This window comes from Priestia sp. TRN 1309 (genome assembly GCF_050846875.1).
Taxonomy (GTDB): Bacteria; Bacillota; Bacilli; order Bacillales; family Bacillaceae_H; genus Priestia; species Priestia zanthoxyli.
On sequence record NZ_JBOZGM010000004.1, the window covers coordinates 174,683 to 189,034 of the forward strand.

11 protein-coding genes are annotated in these 14,352 nt (G+C 38.3%); all 11 read right to left on the reverse strand.

The genetic code is table 11. The features are described from left to right. Nucleotides 1–18: 18 nt before the first annotated feature. The gene (locus ACRPLQ_RS17155) at nucleotides 19–699 is read right to left on the reverse strand and encodes a response regulator transcription factor (protein WP_028413687.1); all 681 of its coding nucleotides are present in this window, start codon (nucleotides 697–699) and stop codon (nucleotides 19–21) included. A gap of 1 nt (nucleotide 700) precedes the next feature. Next, nucleotides 701–2,077 (reverse strand): sensor histidine kinase, encoded by a 1,377-nt coding sequence (locus tag ACRPLQ_RS17160; protein WP_063247250.1) that lies wholly within the window; start codon nucleotides 2,075–2,077, stop codon nucleotides 701–703. A 542-nt stretch (nucleotides 2,078–2,619) separates the two neighbouring features. Then, nucleotides 2,620–3,039, reverse strand: coding sequence for a universal stress protein (locus ACRPLQ_RS17165; protein WP_028413689.1), 420 nt, complete (start codon nucleotides 3,037–3,039; stop codon nucleotides 2,620–2,622). A gap of 226 nt (nucleotides 3,040–3,265) precedes the next feature. Beyond that, complete coding sequence (locus ACRPLQ_RS17170) at nucleotides 3,266–3,463, reverse strand: IDEAL domain-containing protein (RefSeq protein WP_013082792.1); 198 nt, start codon at nucleotides 3,461–3,463, stop codon at nucleotides 3,266–3,268. Between the two features lie 344 nt (nucleotides 3,464–3,807). Then, entirely contained in the window at nucleotides 3,808–5,304 is a 1,497-nt protein-coding gene (locus ACRPLQ_RS17175; protein ID WP_430047867.1) for a CoA transferase, read from the reverse strand. Nucleotides 5,305–5,546: 242 nt separating this feature from the next. Then, nucleotides 5,547–5,792 (reverse strand): DUF2164 domain-containing protein, encoded by a 246-nt coding sequence (locus ACRPLQ_RS17180; RefSeq protein ID WP_013082790.1) that lies wholly within the window; start codon nucleotides 5,790–5,792, stop codon nucleotides 5,547–5,549. Between the two features lie 117 nt (nucleotides 5,793–5,909). Further along, on the reverse strand, nucleotides 5,910–7,274 hold the full coding sequence (locus ACRPLQ_RS17185) for a glycoside-pentoside-hexuronide (GPH):cation symporter (protein ID WP_098112760.1): 1,365 nt from the start codon (nucleotides 7,272–7,274) through the stop codon (nucleotides 5,910–5,912). Between the two features lie 95 nt (nucleotides 7,275–7,369). Further along, a complete protein-coding gene (locus ACRPLQ_RS17190; RefSeq protein ID WP_098112761.1) occupies nucleotides 7,370–9,319 on the reverse strand; it encodes a beta-galactosidase in 1,950 nt (649 codons plus the stop codon). A gap of 610 nt (nucleotides 9,320–9,929) precedes the next feature. After that, a complete protein-coding gene (locus ACRPLQ_RS17195; protein WP_325077016.1) occupies nucleotides 9,930–11,327 on the reverse strand; it encodes a glycoside hydrolase family 28 protein in 1,398 nt (465 codons plus the stop codon). A gap of 42 nt (nucleotides 11,328–11,369) precedes the next feature. Further along, nucleotides 11,370–12,860 (reverse strand): UxaA family hydrolase, encoded by a 1,491-nt coding sequence (locus ACRPLQ_RS17200; RefSeq protein ID WP_325077015.1) that lies wholly within the window; start codon nucleotides 12,858–12,860, stop codon nucleotides 11,370–11,372. Between the two features lie 12 nt (nucleotides 12,861–12,872). Continuing rightward, a complete protein-coding gene (locus ACRPLQ_RS17205; protein WP_047751145.1) occupies nucleotides 12,873–14,336 on the reverse strand; it encodes a tagaturonate reductase in 1,464 nt (487 codons plus the stop codon). Between the last annotated feature and the right edge of the window lie 16 nt (nucleotides 14,337–14,352).

A 14,352-nucleotide genomic window follows, 5' to 3' on the forward strand; every position in this document is an offset into this window, starting at 1 on the left:
GCTATGCTCATATCATTTTCAACTAACATCAACCCACTTATAGCCTATTCCCCATACGGTTTGCAAGTATTCGTCTACGGGAAAGCCCGCTTTTCTAAGCTTATCCCGAACATTTCGCACATGAGAGTCAATAGTACGGTCTCCAATCTCCGCCTCATATCCCCACACTAACACAAGCAAGTCGTCTCGGCTGAACACACGATTTAAATGCTGAAGAAGTAACCCCACCAATTCAAACTCTTTAGGCGTTACTTGAATCTGCTGATCTTTATATTGTAATACGTGATTTTCCTTGCTCCATACTAACCCTTTGTAGGTGATTTCATGTTTTTCCTTTAACGAACGTCTAAGAACCGCACCGATGCGTGCAACCAATTCTTCTTCGCTAAACGGTTTGGTAATATAGTCGTCTGCCCCTATATTTAATCCTTTTACTACATCTAATGTTTGGCTGCGGGCTGTGAGCATAATGACAGGTAGATCAGACATTTTTCTTACTTCTTGGCAAATCTCCCACCCATCTTCGCTTGGCATCATAATATCTAATAACATCAAATCTGCTTTGTTACCTTCATAAAGATAGCGCAGCGCTTCTGTGCCTTTTTCAAATTTTATACATGTAAATCCGTTTGGCAGCAGATAAAGTTCTAGTAAATCCAGCATCCTTGCTTCATCATCTACTAATAAAATAGTTGCCATCCTATCCATCCTCTCTTAATACAATCTCTACAGTCGTTCCTTTTCCCGTCTCGCTTGTGATTGTTATTTCTCCTCCATGAGCTTCTACAATCTCCTTTACAATTGATAAGCCTAATCCGTAGCCTCCGCTTTTTCTCGAGCGGGATTTTTCCACTCGATACAGCTTGTCAAATACGTAAGGTAGATCTTTTTCTGGAATGCCTATTCCTTGATCTTTAATAGTTATTGTCAATGATTCAGCTGATTTTTTTACACTTAAATCAATTTTAGTCCCTTCTTTTGAATAGTTCATTGCGTTATCAAGTAAATTGATAATCACTTGCTGAAATCTTTCAGGATCTAGTGAAACGTAAAGACCTTGAGGGCAGCTTATCTCCAGCTCCATCTCCTTTTCTTTTAAAGCTAAATGAAAATGCGCGCATACGGTGTGCAAATACGTAGCTAGCTCTACTTTTTGTTTTTGAATAAAAAATGTATGCTGATCCAGCTGCGCCAGCTGAAACAAATCTTTGACTAACTGTGAAATTCTTCCTGCTTCTTCTTCCACAATAGCAAGATACTTATCACGTTCTTGCGGTGTATTAGAAGGCCTTCTTGCTACGTCTGCATAGCCCTTTAAATACATCAAAGGCGTTTGAAGTTCATGTGAAATGCTGCTTAAAAATTCATTTCGCTCTTTTCGTAACCGCTGCAGCTCATTCGCTAACGACTGAATGGACATTCCTAATTGTCCGAGTTCATCTCTTGAATGAGCGCCAAGTTTCACAGACAAATCTCCTTGACTCAGCTTCTCAGTTGCTTTTTTCATTTTGATTAAAGGAGCGGTTATAAATTTAGACAGAGCAAAAATAGTCACAATGGAAAATAAAACGGACACAGCTCCCGCTACGTAAAAATGATGCTGTAGTCTCGCAATCATTTCGTGAATATCCTTTGTGTTTTTGAACATATAAACCGTTCCGAACTGTTGATGGCCTTCTTTAATAGGTGATGCCGTGGCGATATAAGGTTTGCTTTTCCAGTCGCCTTGCATAATTTCACCTTTATATGTAAGAGACTTTCCTTTCCATTTCTCTACTGCTTTTCTTGCACCTTGAATTAAAGGTCTAGATGAACTGATAATTTTCCCTGTTTTATCCGTTATGATAACATCAGTTTCTGCTTCTGATTCCATCAGTGCAACATGGTTAAGCGTCGCCGAATCATGATGCTTCTCTAATACTTCCCGGTGACTGTTTCCTCTTAAACGCAAGCTTTGCAGCTCCTCTGAAATTCGTGTATTGGCAAGACCGCTATATAAATAGAAAAAGAGAGCGGCTTCAATTAGTAAAATGAACATTAAAAACAAGAGTCCAAGCTTAATAGAAATACGATTCATTTATTCACATCCCTTGCTTTCATTATAAAAGTAATAAATGAAGAAACTGTGCAGAATAAAACATACCTAATTAAATAACGGTTATTCTTTGACATTTTACCACGGGTATCTGACAGCTTAGCGTATGAAGTAAGTTTATCATACAGCAAATTTCGAACTTACGAAGCGTGCAGCAATACATAATCCAAAAGCAAAAAGAGATTGAGACATAACAAAATCACTCTAATCTAAAGACGAACAAATTGGATAAGGGAGCTAGTATAAATTACTGGTCACACCGCAGTTGATTTCCGTGCAAGACTTCGCTTTCCGCGGGCGGCCGCTGAGCCTCCTCGTTGTTTCCGCTCCTGCGGGGTCTCACCTGTTCCGCTTTCCCCGCAGGAGTCTTCGTCTTACCCTCCAATCAACTGCTAGAAGCAACTATATACATGAAACCTACGTTCACCATACCAATAAAAAAATCCAAACGAGTTGGATTCTTCATCAAGAATCTCGATTCATCGTTCGGATTTTTCTTTAACTAAATTTGCCTCAGCCTCTTTTTATTTAACAATAATAACAGGACATTCTGCGGATTGAGCAACTTCGTGACTTACACTTCCTAGAAAGGTCTCTTTAACAAAGCCCTTTCCTCGGCTTCCTATCACAATGACGTCTTGTTGATTGTCACGTGCGTATTCAATAATTTTCTTTGAAGCGGTGCCTTCTACACCGTATGCCTCATATGGAATACCTGATTGAGTTAAATGATTGTGAGCTTCAGATAAAATATCGCGGTTTTCTTCTTCTATCAGTGCGTCCAAGTCAACGCTAAAAACAGGCTGCTGCAAGTGAATTCTTTCCTTAATATGTACAATTGTCAGCTTATTAGCATTTACGCTTTCAGCTAGTTTACTTGCATGTTGAAGAGCACGAATAGAAGGTGCGGAACCATCAAAGGCGACTAAGATTTTGTTATACATATCAAGAACCCTCTCTCTTTTTGTTCTTTCATGATGTATTACCATCTAGATGCTGTAGATGATAAAGCAAAAAATAATAAAGTAAGAGACTTCTTGATTTTTGCTTTATCATCCATACTATACTTTTACCGCTTTCAGAAAAAACAAAACATTTATCCGTTTTTTTCCATATAAAAAGCCTTTGCTCACTAGAAGCAAAGGCTGATTGTTTATGTTAGTAGGTTATTTAACAAACTTCTTTTAACTCTTCAGTTAAACGTAAAAAAGTTTCTTTATCTCTTTTTTCTAAAGACTGATCGATTTGCAGTAAAAGCTGTGCTTTTTTAAAGTCACGAAGAGATTTGTTTAGCACTAGTTGAGCTGCTGTCGCGTCTGATACTTTTACTTCTTCTCGTGTCATTTTGCGGGACGTATAGTTTTCCATTACAAGTCAACTCCTCATCCTTTTCGCTATTATATAAGAAATCATATAATTATTCAAATATTTTTTCTTATTTTTCATTTTAAATTTGACCCCCAAAAACCGAGATTAAGACATAGCGAAATCAATTCAATCTAAAGACAAACAAATTGGATACATGAGCTGAACCGCTTGTGACACCGCTGTTGATTTCCGTGCAAGCACTAGAAGCATCTACCCACATAAACGAAACCTACGTTCATCACAATAACAAAAAAATCCGAACGAGTTGGATCCTTTATCAAGAATCTCGATTCATCGTTCGGATTTTCTTTCCACTAAAATAATTTTGTCTCAGCCTCTTGTTATCACAACCACTCTGGGCGTGAAGAACCTCGAGGAACGAGAACCGTCTTATATTCCCCTGGAGTTTCCGACATTTCAATTTGTTCTGTAAGCCCTTGGTACAATCCTAAAGGTGTTTGAGCTGTAAAGAGATCCGGTGCAATGTACTCATGCTTCTCTGACGAACCAGCTGTTTGATGAGCATATGTTTTATCATAGATGCCCATTGATAAGATCCATAAAGATACGCGATCTAATGATACACGCACGCGGTAGCTGCCTCCTTCTTTTGCTCTTCTTTCTAGTGCCATTAAAGCACCAACTTCAAGCAGCCAAGAAACCGCATAATCATTTACCACTACAATAGGAGGCAGCTTAGGATTTTCTGGCGATCCTTCTAACGCCATGACTCCCGTTACGCTTCCCGCTGTTTGGTCAAATCCATTTCTTTTTGCCCAATCTCCTTGCGTTCCGTGCAGGTTAACGGTGCAGTGGATGATTCCAGGTTTTAATTTTGCACACTCTTCAGCTGTTAGACCGTATCTCTCTAGGAATCCGTAGCGACGGTTCGCAAAAAAGATATCTGCTCCTTGTAGAAGTTCAACCATTTTTTCTTTTCCTTCTTTTTCACCGATATCCAGCGTTGAAGAGCGCATACCGACATTAGACGTAGCGTAAATCGTATCATGCTCCCAATCCGTTGGCTTCCAAATATTTAAGACGTCCGCACCGTGTAAAGCGAGAGCTCTACCGAATCCTGCTCCTGCAATAACGTGACCAAGCCCTAATGCTCGAATACCGTCTAGCGGCGTTTTAGGGTTCTTGGAAAAAGGAATTGGCTCACTTTCTCCAATCTTTTCAATTTCAATCAAAGGAAGCTGCGCTACTTCTTCATACACGGACTCATTCATAAACTCTTTAATTGTCCGCACAACAGGCATGATAACTCCTCGCTCCGCTGCAGCTTTTTCCAATTCTTCTGCATTCCATCCGCGAATCGCTTTTGCCACTGCATCAGGGTCTTCTATACAATTTAATAGCTTGAGCGTTTCATGCTTAGAGCGTGGATACGGATTCAGCGGCATTACCCATTTGCCGTCTTTTGTTTGATAAAAGCGAAAGCCTAATGGATTATAAGGATCATTTGCTTTACTCGGTGCGTACCCATTAAGCTTTTCCCATTTTTTATCGTAAAAAGGTGATAATCTTCGTATCGCTTTTCGTAAATCCATATGAATATCTTGACCTTTTCCTCCCCGTATTCTCCAAATTTTTGAGACAGCTACTGACTTAGCAACCAGTGCAATAGCTGCTGCTGAGGCAAGTCGCAGCGTACTAGGAACAATTGGATCTTCTCCGTAAAATGTAATGTTTCCTCCACTGTCTTTTGCTGATAAGCCGACTCCTTGAAGCACATTTTCCAGCTCTTGATAGATATCAAAATCACTATTATCCGTTAAACGATTTTCATTTGCTTTCACAATAGATTTTGTTAGCTGACCTTTCGTAATGTTGCTCATGTGTAGTCCCTTCTTTCCTCGTATAATTACCTCATTATGTCCCTGCTTGCTGAAGTTATGCCCTCATCGAGTTAAATCAAAACACTTTAAATATAACCTTTACGTTAACGTTAATATTATCTTAAAACGAATGTATCATATATCACTTGGGCGAACAAATAATTTGTTTCATAAACAAACAAAAGCGTTTTATGTTTTTGTACATAAAACGCTTTTTCCTATTTTATATTTTCTTTTTCGAACTACTTTTCGATTGGTTTTTTTAATGCATGTAAATTTTCTTCTGCAGAAAGCATGACCTGGTTCATAATATCTTCCGCATCTTTAATGGCTTGGTTATAAAAGTGAGGACCTATATGTTCTTTAATAAACTCCAATACATTTTCCGCTGCAAATTCACTGATTTCTTCATCTCGTTCGTTATAAAAAAACGTTTGAATTTCATTCAGCATTTTATCTTTGTCTTCTTTTGAAAAATTAATAAACATAAACAAAACTCCTCTTTACATTGATATCTGTCTACCTGACATCATAGCAAGAGGAGCTGAGAAAATGCAGTCTTTTTTTCTTGTGATTTTTGTGTACAATGCTTGTGTTGATTTGAATTAGCTAGACACTTTCATAGCCGGTTTTTCTTTTATGCGGCTTGAGCGTTTTTTCATATCCTGTAAAATCTCTAAATATCTCTTTTCCGTCAACTCATATTTTACGAGTGGGACAAGTGATAACAAGCAAAGAATACCCGGAATAATCGTAAAGATTAAAGCAATCCAAATGAGCGTGCTGTGTGACTGAATTTGATTTGGCACGTACCCTACTGCTGAAAGGATGTACCCACCTACTGCTCCACCCACTGCTGAAGCGACCTTTGTTTTGAAAATATTCGTAGAAAACACCATTCCTTCTGCTCGGTTCCCCGTTTTCCATTCGCCGTATTCTACACAATCAGCGAGCATAGATGTTTGAGCAATGTTACTAACCCCACCGCCAAAAGAAGCTAAAAAGCTTAAAATCATCACTGGCATAACGTGGAAACCCGTTGCAAACATTGTAAGAGTGGCTACAGCATTTAGGGCAATTCCCCCTATTGCTGCACGTTTCTTTCCAAATTTATTTGAAATGAAAGGAGACGCGATCGCTCCTACAATTTGTGCTGTGAAAAATAAGGTTAAATAAAGAGACGCGATGTTCTCTGCATTTAAATTGTATTTAAAATAGTAAATAGAAAACGTAGTTCGAATCGTTAAAATTGTTTCAACTAAAAGCATTGAGAAAATCAGGTAGCGCAACGGTCTATTTTGAATAAATAAGTTCCAAACTGCTTTTGGCGTCTGCTTTTCCTGTCTTTTTACGGTATAGTTTTCTTTTACTCCTGAAAATGTGATGATCATTGTAATCATTAAGATACACGCATAAATAAGACTAAGCATAAACCAGTTTCCAAAATAATGAGCTAGTGGAAGAGTTAATAAACTAGCAAATAAAGACCCTACTGCTGCAATGGTTCTAGGAAAAGCTACAACTTTATTTCGTTCTTTTACATCTTGTGTAATCGTTGCTGAAAGCGACCAATAAGGAATATCCATGATAGCAAAGCTTGTTCCCCACGCGATATAAGTGATATAAGCATAAATTAATTTTCCTGTGTGAGAAAGATCAGGACTAATAAAACACGCGACTGTAGCAACAGCTGCAAAAAATCCGCCTATTAAAAGATAGGGCCTAAACTTACCAAATCTCGTTTCTGTATTATCAACAATCATTCCGATAATAATGTCTGCAATTCCATCCCATATCCTTGCAATAAGAAATAAGGTTCCTACGGCTGCAGCATTTAATCCTACGCTGTCCGTATAAAAAATCATTAAATATGTACTTGTTAATGCATAAATAATATTGTTTCCAAAGCTCCCCATTCCGTATGATAATACGGTCTTTAGAGAAACTTTTGACTGTACCCCCATGCTCATATAACCTAACTCCCTTCTCCTATAAAACGCTTTCATATCATATTATGAGTGACTAGAATCTCATTGCTTTATGAGATTCTAGTCTCCTGTTGCTACTACATGTTTTCTACAACTCGACTTTCGTAAGGCTGCAGAACAATATCTTTAAATACTTTTACTTCTGGCGTATGGTTCATAAGGAAGTAATAACTTGTCTCTCCAAGCTTGCGAGGATATACTTCAACTCCATCTTCACTTTCCGTATGCTCAATCTGCTGCTGTTTTACAATATCAAGCGCAATTTTTTCAAACGTTTGCCCTTCAATTCCACAGCCTACATAATAAACCGTCCCGCGACCAAACTGATTTTTTGTTACAGCGGCTTGATTATAAAATGGATCATCATACTCATACAGCACTTCAGCTGTTACAGGTGTGATAATGTCTCTCCACACGGACGCACTTGCTTGTTCTCCTTCATACGATCCTTTTCCTTTAATAGCTGCTTTTTGAGTAGAAGACAGTGCTTCCACTTCATGAATTTCAATCCCTGTTATTTCTTTTACATATCCGGGCAGCGTCTGTTTAAAGTGAATATTATTTTGTTTGTCTTTAATGCCGGTTCTAAACGTAAAAACGATAACGCCTCCGCTTTCAGTAAATTCAGTAAATCTTTTACCTAGTTCTTCATCAATGATTTGCAAAGCTGGAACAACCAGTACTTTATAGCTTGAAAAATCTCTTGTAGCAGGAATAACATCAATAGGTGTATTCAACTTATAAAACGGTGTATACCCTCTAAGAAGCTCTTGCGTAAAGTCAAACCCTTCACTTTGCTGCTGAAAGCGCCATGACCATATATTTTCATAGTCATATAAAACAGCAACATCCGACTTAATGTCAGATTCAAGTACATGTTCGTACTTAACGATTTCACTAAATAACGACTGAACTTCTTTGTAGCGTCTTCCATAATGATTATCGTGACCTACAATTCCGTAGCAGTATTGCTCAGCTCCTCTTGTCATTCCGCGCCAACGGAAATACAGCATGTCCGTGCATCCATGAGCAAACGCTTGATAAGACCACATTTTTGCCTGATTAGGCCTCGGTAGATAACCGATGACATCATGACCTTGAGCACCCATTAATTCCTCTACAATCCAGAAATTTTTATGTAGCAGACCTCTATTAAAATCATGTCCCAGTGCAATATGAGCAGGGGTAATCGGCTCTGTTTGACCGCCCCATACCGGATAATTGTCATAGGATACAAAGTCCATGACTTCTAGATTCTCTTCATGGTCAAACCATTTATCAAAAAAGCCTCCTGAGACGTTCGTTGTCAACAGCTGGTGATCACCTTTATATCTCTTCACAATTGCTGTTTGTTCATGAGCATATCTGTTTAACGAAAAAGAGCGAAAGCGCGCCCAATCAAGCTTTAACGAAGGACTGTGTGTCGTAATTGTTTTTACAGGCATAGGCACTTCGGTAAAGTCGTTATACGTTTGTCCCCAGAAAATAGTGCCATACTTTTCATTTAACTCATGAATATCTTTATATTTTCTTTCCAAAAACTGCTGAAACTCTTTATGACATTGTTCGCAGTAACACATATCACTGCCTTCATGGCCAAATTCATTGTCAACTTGCCATGCTACGATTGCTTCTTCTGAGCAGTAGTGCTTTACTAGTTGTTCTGTAATCTGAGCGCTATACTGCCGGTAAAGAGGAGAATTAAAACAATATTGACGTCTTCCTCCAAATGCTCTGACCGCCCCATTTTCATCTATTGATAAAATAGAAGGATGCTGCTTCGCAAGCCAAGCCGGAAAAGTGGCAGTAGGGGTACCAAACATAATGTCAATATTCTGTTTTTTAAGCTTATTGATAACGCTATCAAAAAAAGAAAAGTCATATTGCCCTTCTTTAGGCTCCATAAGATGCCAAGCGAACTCCCCTATTCTCACCATATTTGATCCTAACTCTTTAATACCTTGGATATCTTCTTCTATCATATTCTCTGGCCAATGTTCAGGGTAATAATCGACGCCGATGTACATTTTTCTCTACTCCTATCTATTTCTTTATTTCATTAAATGAACGTTTTGCTGTTACTTGTTAAGGTATTCTTGGAAACGGTGATCAAAAGCAAAAAAATCACATTTCCTGTCTTCATAAATAATTCTCTATTCAACTTTTAAGATACATACTTTCTAATCTTTTAAAACGCTTACAAGTTTATTTTATGAACTTTATTCAAAATATTCAATGGTAAAAATTTAGAGAAAAACATCCTTTTTTTGCTCTTTATTAAAATAAAGAATAAAACGCTTACAAAGACAAATGTTTTTATAATTCTTTTATATATCTTCCCTCACACTCCCCACATCCACATTTAGGTAATAAATTGCTTAGAAAACACTCTTCAAAAGTCATTTCTTTCATACATGTTATCTATCAATTAGTAAGAGTCATTTGACTTATCTATAAAATAGTAAAAATTCCAGAGCAGGTTTTTACCATTATTAACACATTGATCCTACGTTCACCATCACAACAAAAAAAAGACCGCACAATGAATCGATAATCTCGATTCATTGTGCGGATACTTCTTGGGCTAAAATACGTTTGTTCTACCTCTTACTTGCAGCTGATTATGAACACGCCCTTTTACGGATTTGTATTCATGCAGCTTCCATTTATACAAAACTCTTCAAACACAGGGCTCTTTACATTCTCCATTAACAATGGGGTTGCAACATGCTGGAAATTAGAATGACGAATTGTTAGGTTTGTAACGGGAGAACGTTCATAGGCTCGAATCCATAAGCCGTATTTCCCTCCATTGCTTTGCAAATTTTCTATGTTGATATTACGAACGACGGGCGTAAAACTCCCTGTGTCTCCTTCTTCATAGTACATGTCTATTTGAATCACTTCACTGCCAACGCTTTTGACCGTATTGCTGCTAAAGTCGATATCTTCAATCGTTCCGCCGCGAACTGAATTTGTTTTAATACGCAGCGCCCGGTCTAGATTGGGACTGTCCATAACATTGTGCTGAGCAAATACGTTCCGGACGCTTCCTGATATTTCGCTGCCGATCACAACGCCCCCGTGGCCATCTTTCATTTCGTTTCCTTCAATAATAATATTTTCACTTGGTACGTTGATTCTTCTTCCATCTGCATTACGCCCCGACTTAATCGCAATACAGTCATCCCCATTGTCAAAATAAGAATCTTTAATAAGCACATTTTTACTCGATTCAGGGTCTACTCCATCATTATTAGGACCATGACCTATAATTTTTACATCATCAATTAAAATGTTCTCGCTTAAGACAGGGTTGATTTGCCACATGGGCGAATTTAAAATGGTTACACCTTTTATCATGATATTTTTGCTGTGATAAGGCTGAATAAAACTAGGTCTCAAATAGTGCCCTTTGCCAAATACGCGCTCTTTAACAGGAACTTTCTCTTCTGCCATTTTAAACAGCAAATCGCGATCTTGCTGTTGATTGGGCTCTCCTGCTTTCCATCCAAACTCCTTTTTTCCTTTCCAGGGCCACCAATGTTCGTTATCACCCTGTCCATCTAACGTACCTTCTCCTGTAATCGCAATATTTTTTTCGTTATAAGCATAGATAAGCGGTGAATAATTATATAGCTCCACGCCTTCCCATCTTGTTAAGACAGCAGGTAAGTATTTGTCAGGATTTTGACTAAACTGAATGGTAGCTTTTTTCATTACATGAAGATTTACGTTGCTTTTTAAATAAATCGCACCGGTAACATAAGTTCCTGGTGGAACAACAACGCGCCCTCCTCCTGCTTTGTTAGCCGCTTCGATTGCTTTTTTAAAAGCAGCCGTTGAATCAGACTTTCCATCTCCTGCTGCTCCGTACCTCTTAATATTAAACGTACGGTTCGGAAATGAAGGAGGCTGAATTTGTTCTTTAACTGCTGTTATTTTTTCACTTGCTGAAAGAGCTTCTCCTTGGGCAGAAAACGGTAAAATAAGCATCAGAGTCATCACAAACAAAGAAAGCACATATTTTTTCACTAGCTTTTCCCCTTTCGTTTAACAATCTAGTAACCGACTTATTTATAAAGTAACGCCTGTTTTAAAAATGGCCATTTCTTTAAAATCATTTTTTTCGTTATTTACAAGCTCTCCGCTAGAAACCCCGATCATGTACTCAATAAAGCTTTCTAACGTAGCTTCTTCTGTGTCACCTTCAACCAGTACCCCTCCATTAAAATCAATCCAGTGCGGCTTCTTGTTATAAAGAGCGGTGTTTGTAGAAATTTTTATAGTGGGCACAAACGTTCCAAACGGCGTTCCTCGTCCCGTTGTAAACAGTACAATATGACACCCTGAAGCCGCTAAAGCAGTTGAGGCAACTAAATCATTTCCAGGAGCACTTAGTAAATTTAAACCGTTAGTTTGTAAGCGATCTCCGTAATTTAACACGTCTACGACTGGGGCCGTGCCTGCTTTTTGAGTACAGCCAAGTGATTTATCTTCTAACGTTGTAATGCCGCCTGCTTTATTGCCGGGAGAAGGATTTTCATACACCGGCTGTTTATGATTGAGAAAATACGTTTTAAATTCATTAACCAGATGAACAATTTTATCAAATGTTTGTTCATCAACAGCTCTTTCCATTAGCAGGGTTTCTGCACCAAACATTTCAGGTACTTCTGTTAAAACTGTTGTGCCTCCTTGAGCAATGAGCCAGTCAGAGAATTTACCGAGCAGCGGATTTGCTGTAATACCAGATAATCCATCTGACCCACCGCATTTAAGACCTACTTTCAGCCTGGAAATATCAACGTCTTCTCTTTTATCATCTTTAGCAGCAGCATAAATTTCTTTTAACAAAGTGACTCCTGCCTCAATTTCATCCTCGACGTCTTGAGATTGTAAAAACTTCACTCTGCTTTCATCAATTGTACCTAGCGCTTGTTTAAATTCTGTTAAGCTATTATTCTCACATCCAAGCCCTAATACTAATACGCCTCCAGCATTTGGATGCTGTACCATTCTCGTAAGCATAGTTCTTGTATTAAGGTGATCATCACCGAGCTGAGAACATCCGTAATTGTGTTTTAAAACGGTTACATGTTCAAAAGGCGAGATATCACCTATTTCTTTTTGAAACTGTTTAATCATTTGTTCGGCTATACCATTTACGCACCCTACCGTTGGAATAATCCAAAGCTCATTTCTAATTCCAATGTCTCCGTTTTTGCGGCGATACCCTTTAAACGTTAGCGATTGTTTTTTTTCTTTAGGAGCTGCTAACTTTTGATGAAATTCATATTCGTTAACATTATTTAAATTTGTTTTTGTGTTATGCGTATGCACCCATTCACCAGGTGAAATAGAGTGCGTCGCATGCCCGATTGGAAAACCATATTTTATAATGTTGCCGCCCGCTGAAATTGGCGTAAGAGCTATTTTATGGCCCCTTTTTACTTCTTCTTTTAGAGAAATTTCTTTTCCATCAACCATAAGGTTCTCTTGTGCTAAAAAATCTCGTAAAGCTACTGCTACATTATCTTCCTCATGAATACGAATTACTTCTTTCATATGCTTCACCTCTTACTGTTTAGTTGCGGTTACATAGAGAATTTCTTTTATTGCCTGTTTCATTCCGAGAGTTTCAATGGCTAAGACTCCATTTGTTACGGCTTCTGTTAAGCTAGGAATCGTATTTAAATTCTCTCCCCAATGCTCTTTATATCCCAGCACTTCTTTTACAATGTAAGAAATGCTTTTTTCAGTACCGTCAAACGTATTCCAAAGAGATTCGTACATTTCTAGAACTGCAGGGTCATCTGATAGTTCAATTTTTTCTCCTTCTCTTTTTCCTTTATAAAAAGAAATGAGGGCACTGAGAGAAAATGTAAGCAAAGCCGGCAGCGCTCCTTGCTTTTCAACGTACTCTTTAAGAGTTGGGATGTTTCGCGTTTTAAACTTTGTCATGCTGTTCAAAGAGATGCTCATTAATGCGTGGTGGATAAACGGATTTTGAAAGCGTTCTAATGCAGATTTAGCAACTGGCAAAGACTCTTCTTCCGAAACTGGTAAACTAGGAATAATTTCTTCATACAGACACTTTCGAATAAACGTTCCGATTACATCATCTTCGACTGCTTCTCTGACCGTATTTAGTTCCGCTAAATACGCAACAGGCATCATAGCAGTATGAATCCCATTTAAAATTCTGACTTTCTGCAGCGCATATGGTGCAATGTCGTTCACAAATTTCACATGTAAACCAGCTTCTTCCGCGGGAAACTCTTCTTTTACCCACTCAGGTCCCTCAATAACCCATAAGTAAAATGGCTCTGCGATCACAAAAAACTCATCTTCATAACTCAGTTCATTGAGCAGATTTTCATCGTTTGGATAACCTGGCACAATTCGGTCAACAAGCGTGCAGCAAAAAGCATTTGCTTCGTGTATCCATTCGGTAAACTTTTTCTCTAAATTCCATTTGTCGGCATAGCGCAATACCATTTTCTTTAACAAATCCCCGTTTCGCTCCACTAATTCACAAGGAAGGATAATAAGTCCCTTTGTTGGATCTCCTTGAAAAGCTTGAAACCGCTTATATAGAAATGCCGTAACTTTACCAGGAAAACTCGTTTGCGGTGCATGTTCCAAGCGGTCTTCTTCTAAAAATGCGATACCTGCTTCTGTTGTATTAGAAATAAGAAATCTTAGCTCTTCTTTCTCCGCTAATTGCATATACGCCTCATAATCTTCATATGGATTTAGACCTCGGCTAATAGATTCAATTACTTCATGTTCTTTGACTGCTTTACCGTCTTGAATTCCTTGAAGAGAAACCGTAAACAAACCGTCTTGCTCATTCAATTTACCTGCATTTCCCGTAATTCTCGGATTGACAGCTACTATACTGCCTTTAAATGCAGTGTGTTTGTTCATTTGATGAATTTGCCAATCAGCAAACCCTCTTAGAAATACGCCTTCTCCAAACTGCAGTACTTTTTCTGGGTATATACGTGTGTTAGCTTGCATCTGACGGTTTAACTTCATGTTAGCATCTCCTTCT

Excerpts from the sequence above, each read along its gene's own strand:
- ACRPLQ_RS17200 (WP_325077015.1), bottom strand. The coding sequence starts at position 12,860 with ATGAAAGAAGTAATTCGTATTCATGAGGAAGATAATGTAGCAGTAGCT.
- ACRPLQ_RS17165 (WP_028413689.1), bottom strand. The coding sequence starts at position 3,039 with ATGTATAACAAAATCTTAGTCGCCTTTGATGGTTCCGCACCTTCTATT.
- ACRPLQ_RS17170 (WP_013082792.1), bottom strand. The coding sequence starts at position 3,463 with ATGGAAAACTATACGTCCCGCAAAATGACACGAGAAGAAGTAAAAGTA.
- ACRPLQ_RS17175 (WP_430047867.1), bottom strand. The coding sequence starts at position 5,304 with ATGAGCAACATTACGAAAGGTCAGCTAACAAAATCTATTGTGAAAGCA.
- ACRPLQ_RS17160 (WP_063247250.1), bottom strand. The coding sequence starts at position 2,077 with ATGAATCGTATTTCTATTAAGCTTGGACTCTTGTTTTTAATGTTCATT.
- ACRPLQ_RS17185 (WP_098112760.1), bottom strand. The coding sequence starts at position 7,274 with ATGAGCATGGGGGTACAGTCAAAAGTTTCTCTAAAGACCGTATTATCA.
- ACRPLQ_RS17205 (WP_047751145.1), bottom strand. The coding sequence starts at position 14,336 with ATGAAGTTAAACCGTCAGATGCAAGCTAACACACGTATATACCCAGAA.
- ACRPLQ_RS17155 (WP_028413687.1), bottom strand. The coding sequence starts at position 699 with ATGGCAACTATTTTATTAGTAGATGATGAAGCAAGGATGCTGGATTTA.
- ACRPLQ_RS17190 (WP_098112761.1), bottom strand. The coding sequence starts at position 9,319 with ATGTACATCGGCGTCGATTATTACCCTGAACATTGGCCAGAGAATATG.
- ACRPLQ_RS17180 (WP_013082790.1), bottom strand. The coding sequence starts at position 5,792 with ATGTTTATTAATTTTTCAAAAGAAGACAAAGATAAAATGCTGAATGAA.